The 5,582-nt window shown below is 50.9% G+C and carries 4 protein-coding genes and 1 tRNA gene; 2 read left to right on the top strand and 3 right to left on the bottom strand.

Annotated features, from left to right (window positions below; all coding sequences use genetic code 11):
• On the top strand, positions 1–922 hold a 922-nt coding region (locus tag K2H17_RS00140; RefSeq protein ID WP_300130015.1), incomplete at its 5' end, for a fimbrillin family protein.
• Positions 923–1,082: 160 nt separating this feature from the next.
• On the opposite strand, the gene K2H17_RS00135 is transcribed toward K2H17_RS00140, so the two are convergent.
• From K2H17_RS00135 to K2H17_RS00125, 3 genes are all read right to left on the bottom strand, one after another.
• Positions 1,083–2,483: an MATE family efflux transporter gene (locus K2H17_RS00135; RefSeq protein WP_300130014.1), complete on the bottom strand. Its 1,401-nt coding sequence runs from the start codon at positions 2,481–2,483 to the stop codon at positions 1,083–1,085.
• Between the two features lie 8 nt (positions 2,484–2,491).
• Positions 2,492–3,649, bottom strand: a complete 1,158-nt coding sequence (locus K2H17_RS00130) for a MalY/PatB family protein (RefSeq protein WP_300130013.1) — start codon at positions 3,647–3,649, stop codon at positions 2,492–2,494.
• A 346-nt stretch (positions 3,650–3,995) separates the two neighbouring features.
• Entirely contained in the window at positions 3,996–4,847 is an 852-nt protein-coding gene (locus K2H17_RS00125) for a DUF3737 family protein (protein ID WP_300130012.1), read from the bottom strand.
• Positions 4,848–5,267: 420 nt separating this feature from the next.
• On the opposite strand from K2H17_RS00125, the gene K2H17_RS00120 reads away from it, so the two are divergent.
• A tRNA-Lys gene (locus K2H17_RS00120) sits at positions 5,268–5,340 on the top strand.
• Positions 5,341–5,582 lie beyond the last annotated feature (242 nt).

Below are 5,582 nucleotides of genomic sequence, written 5' to 3'. Positions count from 1 at the left end.
CTCTTGTCTGTTGGGATCGTATATGTTTTTAAGAGCCATGTCTCGCAGCCTGACAGAAAAAATAATCGACCGGATTGATCTGACCGACAACGAGCTTGGTGATCTCAAAGTCGAAATTTCAGAATCCGCCGGTATCGCCAACGATGTCAGCAGAGGCAATTATCTGAATGGACCTAATGACTTTGCTGTGTCCGCTTACCTTGCCAGAACAGACGAGGGATACACCAGCCCGAACTACTTTTACAACGAGAAAGCAAGCCGGGCAAGCGGCAAATGGGCAACCGAGAATCAGCACATCTGGCCGGGAAAAGGCTATAAACTCCAGTTCTTTGCTGTTGCGCCGTTTGATCATGGACAAAAATATATTGATAAGGACATGAACGCCGTTCCAGCTCTTACCGTCGGTCTGTCATCTGTCGCAAAAGAGCAAAAAGACATTCTTGTTGCTTGTGATGACGTTGCCAATGCCACATCAGGATCCATTTTCCTGCAATTTCAGCATATCATGTCTGCAATCAAAGTGAAATTTGAAGCCGGACTGTTTGCCGACTGTCATATCTATGGCGTGACCATCAGCAATGCCTACATGGCCGGAGTGTATTTCCCCAATCGTACCATAGCAAGTCAGGCTGGCAACTGGCAGATTATTCCAGGCTCGCAGGGAGGGGCAAATTCGAGTGTCAGCATGGATGTTGACGCGATATATCAGAACTCAACAATACTTCTTGACATCCTGAACGGAGACGAAATGTTTATGATGATACCCCAATCAACAGACAAAATAACACTCGCCGTCCACTATTCCCAGAACAAGGGAGCGGGTGAAGGCAGTGAACACGGAAGCAGCATCACACTTGCTCTGCCGTCGACCACATGGCAGGCCGGCCATACCTACTCCTATATTCTGAGACGAAATCATTAACCAAAATTGATAAGGTACAATTACTCTATACTAATCCTAACATTAAAAATCAGCAAGACAATTCCACTAACTAATTTGTTACTGACGGACAGAGGACATCGCGATGATGCCCTCTGTACTTTTTATATCTTAAACCTGAGATATATCGTTGGACCGTCTGTCATATTCCCTTCTTAAGCCATGCGCCGGAAAGAAGACGCCAGAGGAAAATCGAACCGCGGAAACACAGTTCGACACACATCGCCAGCCAGACTCCCGCCAGTCCCATAGTCGGCGCCAACAATGCGGCGATAGGCAGGCGGACAAGCCAGATGCTGCCGAAATTCATTGAGGCCGGAACAATCGTATCCCCCACCCCGATCATCACTCCGTAGCTCACTATCGCGGCTGCAAACATCGGCTCGGCCCAGGCCTCGATACGGAGTGATTCCACTCCGAGTGTCCGGATGCCTTCGACAGGTGTCATAAGCTCCATGACCCAGGGTGCGCAGACATACATGACGATTCCCATCACGGTCATCATCACCATTCCGAGGCCGACCGTTATATAGCCGAACCTCTTGGCAAGATCAAGCCTACGGGCGCCGTAGCTCTGCCCGACAAGCGTGGTCGCGGCGTCGCCGATTCCATAACCGGGCATATAACAGATGCTCTCTGCCGTTACGGCAAAGGCGTTGGCCGCTATGGCCATTACCCCAAGAGGAGCCACAATGACCGTGACGGCAATCTGGGCGCCGCAGATGACTGCATGCTCCAGTGTCATCGGCGCTGAAATCCGCAAGGCTTTCCCGATCACCTGACGGGTCAGTCTGAAACTTCCCCGATGCCCTTTGAGCATGATGGATTTCTCACGTGTGCAGAGAAACCACATCATCGAAGCCGCAGTGACAATCTCTGCCGAGACTGTTCCCAATGCGGCCCCAAGCACTCCGAGACCGGCTCCCGGCACACTCATGGCCATACCCCCGATCTCTATCTGACGCGAAGGAAATATCAGGAAAAAGTTGAAAATCACATCGAGGATACACATCATTACATTCAGTCCGCCCGGCACTTTCATGTTTCCGACACAGCGAAGCATCGCCCCTCCGAGATAGTTCATGGTGAGCAGCGGAAGTGCAAGCACAAATACCAGAAAGTAGACCGAAGCCTTCCCGCAGACGGCCTCTGAGCCGCCGAGCCATCCGGGCAATGGGAACGCTATCGCAGCGCCGATTGCGACTACGGCAAGACTGAACAGCAGACAGGCGACGATCGACTGCCGCAGGATGCGCCTCGCTCCTTCATTGTCAGAAGCGCCGATGCGATGGGCCACCTGGACTGAAAATCCGACAGTGACAGCCGAACAGATCCCCCAGAAGAGCCACAGGCTTGTGGACACCAGGCCGACAGCCGCCGAGTCGTCGGCTCCAAGACGTCCGACCATCGCAGCGTCGATATACTGCATCATGATGCTTGACAGCTGGGCCATCATCGCGGGCCATGACAACTGGACCGTCAGCTTCAACTGACGGCCAAAACTCAGGGGTGCCCCGGACCGTATCAGAGATATATCCGCCAAGATTCCGTTCAGGCTAAAAGGTTACAGATTCGTTCGAGACCCTCTTCCAGAGTGGAGCGCGGACAGGCTATGTTGATGCGGAGATAGGAGTTGTCACCATACATCGCCCCTGCATTCACCCAAACGCCGGACTCTGAAAGCAGCCGGTCAGCCAGAGCATCGCCATCCCCTCCAAGACGGGATATGTCCACCCAAGGCAGATAAGTACCCTCCAGTCTGGTCACCTGACACTGCGGCAGGCGGCGTCCAAGATATTCCCGGAGGAAAAGATAATTACCGTAGAGATAGTCCCTGAGCGCGTCAAGCCACTCACCTCCCTCCTGCGAATAAGCCGCTTTAAGGGCCACGACTCCAAAGGGGTTGACGTCACAGACTTCGTTGACGTTGATGGCCCGGTCGATGAGTCGGCGGTCTTCAGGATCCCCGGCTATTATATTAGCGATCTGCAAGCCTGCTGTATTGAATGCCTTTGACGGCGAGAGACAGACGATCGCTTCACGGTCCACAGTCCCGAACGGCACATAGCGGAAGCCGGGCATAGTGAGTTCGCAATGGATCTCGTCGCTGACAACCTTCAAGCCGTTACGCCGGCAGATCCCGGCCACGCGTTCAAGCTCGTCGCGATTCCAGACGCGCCCCGCCGGATTGTGCGGATTGCACAGCAGCAACATCACGTTGGCCGGATCTGAGGCAAGCCGTTCAAGCCCTTCGAAATCCATCTCATAGGTAAACTCGCGGTCCGAAATCTCGCGGCGCAGCAATGGATTCTCGACAATCCGGCAACCGTTGTTGCGTATCGATGAGAAAAAGCAATTATAAACCGGAGTCTGGACTATGACGCCGGATCCCGCAGGCACAAGCGCTTTGATAATCGCCGACAGAGCGGGGACCACTCCGGGAACATACATGACATCCTCACGACAAAACGAAAAACCATGCCGCGAGCTGAACCAGGCCGACAGAGCTTCATAATAGCCGTTGTCAACCAGCGTATAGCCGAAAACGCCGTGTTCAACGCGCCGCCGAAGAGCCTCGACCACACAAGGTGCAGTCTGAAAATCCATATCCGCGACCCAAAGAGGCAGAGCCTCCGGACGTTCGTCCCATTTCATGCAACCGCTTCCTCGGCGGTCGACAATCCTGTCAAAATCAAAATCCTTGGCCATAACCGACTCTTTAGAGGGTGTTTCAGAACAATAGTTAAAATCTGAACGAAAGTTTTGAGATGAAGAGTCATAGGCGCCCAAAACTTTCGCAGGCGATGGTATTATATTTTCTTTTTTTAATAATTTCATGTCTGAGACTTTTTTAAGTTTCCTGAGCCTTGGTGTCTCTTTTGCTAAATTGTTGAAATTCGGCAGTCGCATAGCTCGCCATGCTCCTTTCTCATTTACAACAATTTATCTAAAAGATACACCACTCAGATTTTTACTCTTGTTATGAAACACCCTCTTAAAATTAACTTATACCTGATGTATCACTTAGAGGTTATTTAAAAACAACCTCTTATCATCAATTATCCATATCCGAAACGATCAGACAGTCAGCCGGGGGCAACACGTTGGCATCGACAATCGTCTCGCCGATCCCCGCAGCCCTGACAGAACCGGTGCGCGGATTCTTGACACTCGTGATCCTGGACAGCACCACAGCCTGCAACGACGAATCCTCAAAGGCCAGATCGGCATCCTCGGCCATCACACAGTCTTCCATCACCAGCCCCTCGCAATAGCACAGCGGCTGAGTGCCTGAGATGCGGCAACGCACCAGTCTCAGATTGCGGGAATGCCAGCCGAGATATTCGCCCGTCAGCTCTGAATCATAGACTGTCACATTCTCCGTATTCCAGAACGCATCCTTAGAATCAATCTTCGCATTGCGGATCTCCACATTCCGGCAATACTGAAACGAGTAATTGCCTTGCTGACTGTAACCGTCAATATTGATATCCGATGAGTGCATGAACAGATAATCGGCATTAGCCACCTCGACATCACGCAGCATCACACCACGGCAATGCCAGAAAGTCTCCTGCGCGTCAGGAATGCGGACACCGCTCAACGAAAGGTTATCCATCTCGCGAAACATCTTCGGAGCCTCGACAAGCGTGTCACTCATCTCAAGATTGCGCGAATACCAGAGAGCCGCACGCGCACCCTCGGTAAACACACAGGACTTGATCCTGAAACCGTCGACATGCCAGAAAGGATATTTACCCTCAAAACGGCAACCGTCAGCCTCGATCTCAGAGCAACATTTCAGAGCCGACTCCCCTGCATGGATCGTCACACCTTCAAGTCTCAGTCCATGTGATGCAAAAAGCGGACGTTCACCGCCAAACTCCTCATTCCGGATAACTTTCATATTCTCCTTATTCATATAATACTGCAAAATTACTACAAAAAACAATAATTTCTACCATAAAAACGGAAGCGCCTATGACAATTCGGCCACACTGCAATTCCGTCACACTGCAAAATTACAACGCCCCCGTCACTGCCCCCTACCCTAAAAACGGAATTGGCAACCCATTTTACCGATCACACCGCCTGGCAAAAGCCAATAAAGAGTCCCGGACAACCTAACGCAAAAAAACCGCAGACAAACCGCACCCGGCAGCCAAAGCAATAACTCACACGCAAACAACACATTACGACTCAAGCAAGCCCTTTACGCCTCAAGTCTGCTCAAAAAAACGATAAAAAAATTCAAAAAAGATTTGGCAGAATAAAAAAAAGTGCCTACCTTTGCATCGCAATTGAGAAAAACGCTCAATATCGCAAAGACTCCGTAGCTCAGTTGGTAGAGCAACTGACTCTTAATCAGTGGGTCGAGAGTTCGAGCCTCTCCGGGGTCACAATCAAAAATGGCAAAACGCCGCAAAGCACTGAAATCACTTGATTTTCAGTGCTTTTTATTTTTGCCAAAATTTCAGAATGGCGCAGAATACAGAGGTGGTGAGTGAGTCATTAGTGAGTACTCACGTTTGTGAGTAATTCGGGGTCAGCGGATTTTTCCGGTTGGCGGAGGTGATGTCAAGAGTATAGTGTAGCCAGTCTGAACATAAAGAACTTGATGTCTCCGACACCTCTGAACTGA

This window comes from Duncaniella sp. (assembly GCF_029054785.1).
In the GTDB taxonomy this organism is placed as follows: domain Bacteria; phylum Bacteroidota; class Bacteroidia; order Bacteroidales; family Muribaculaceae; genus Duncaniella.
This window is presented reverse-complemented; position numbering and strand designations above follow the sequence as displayed.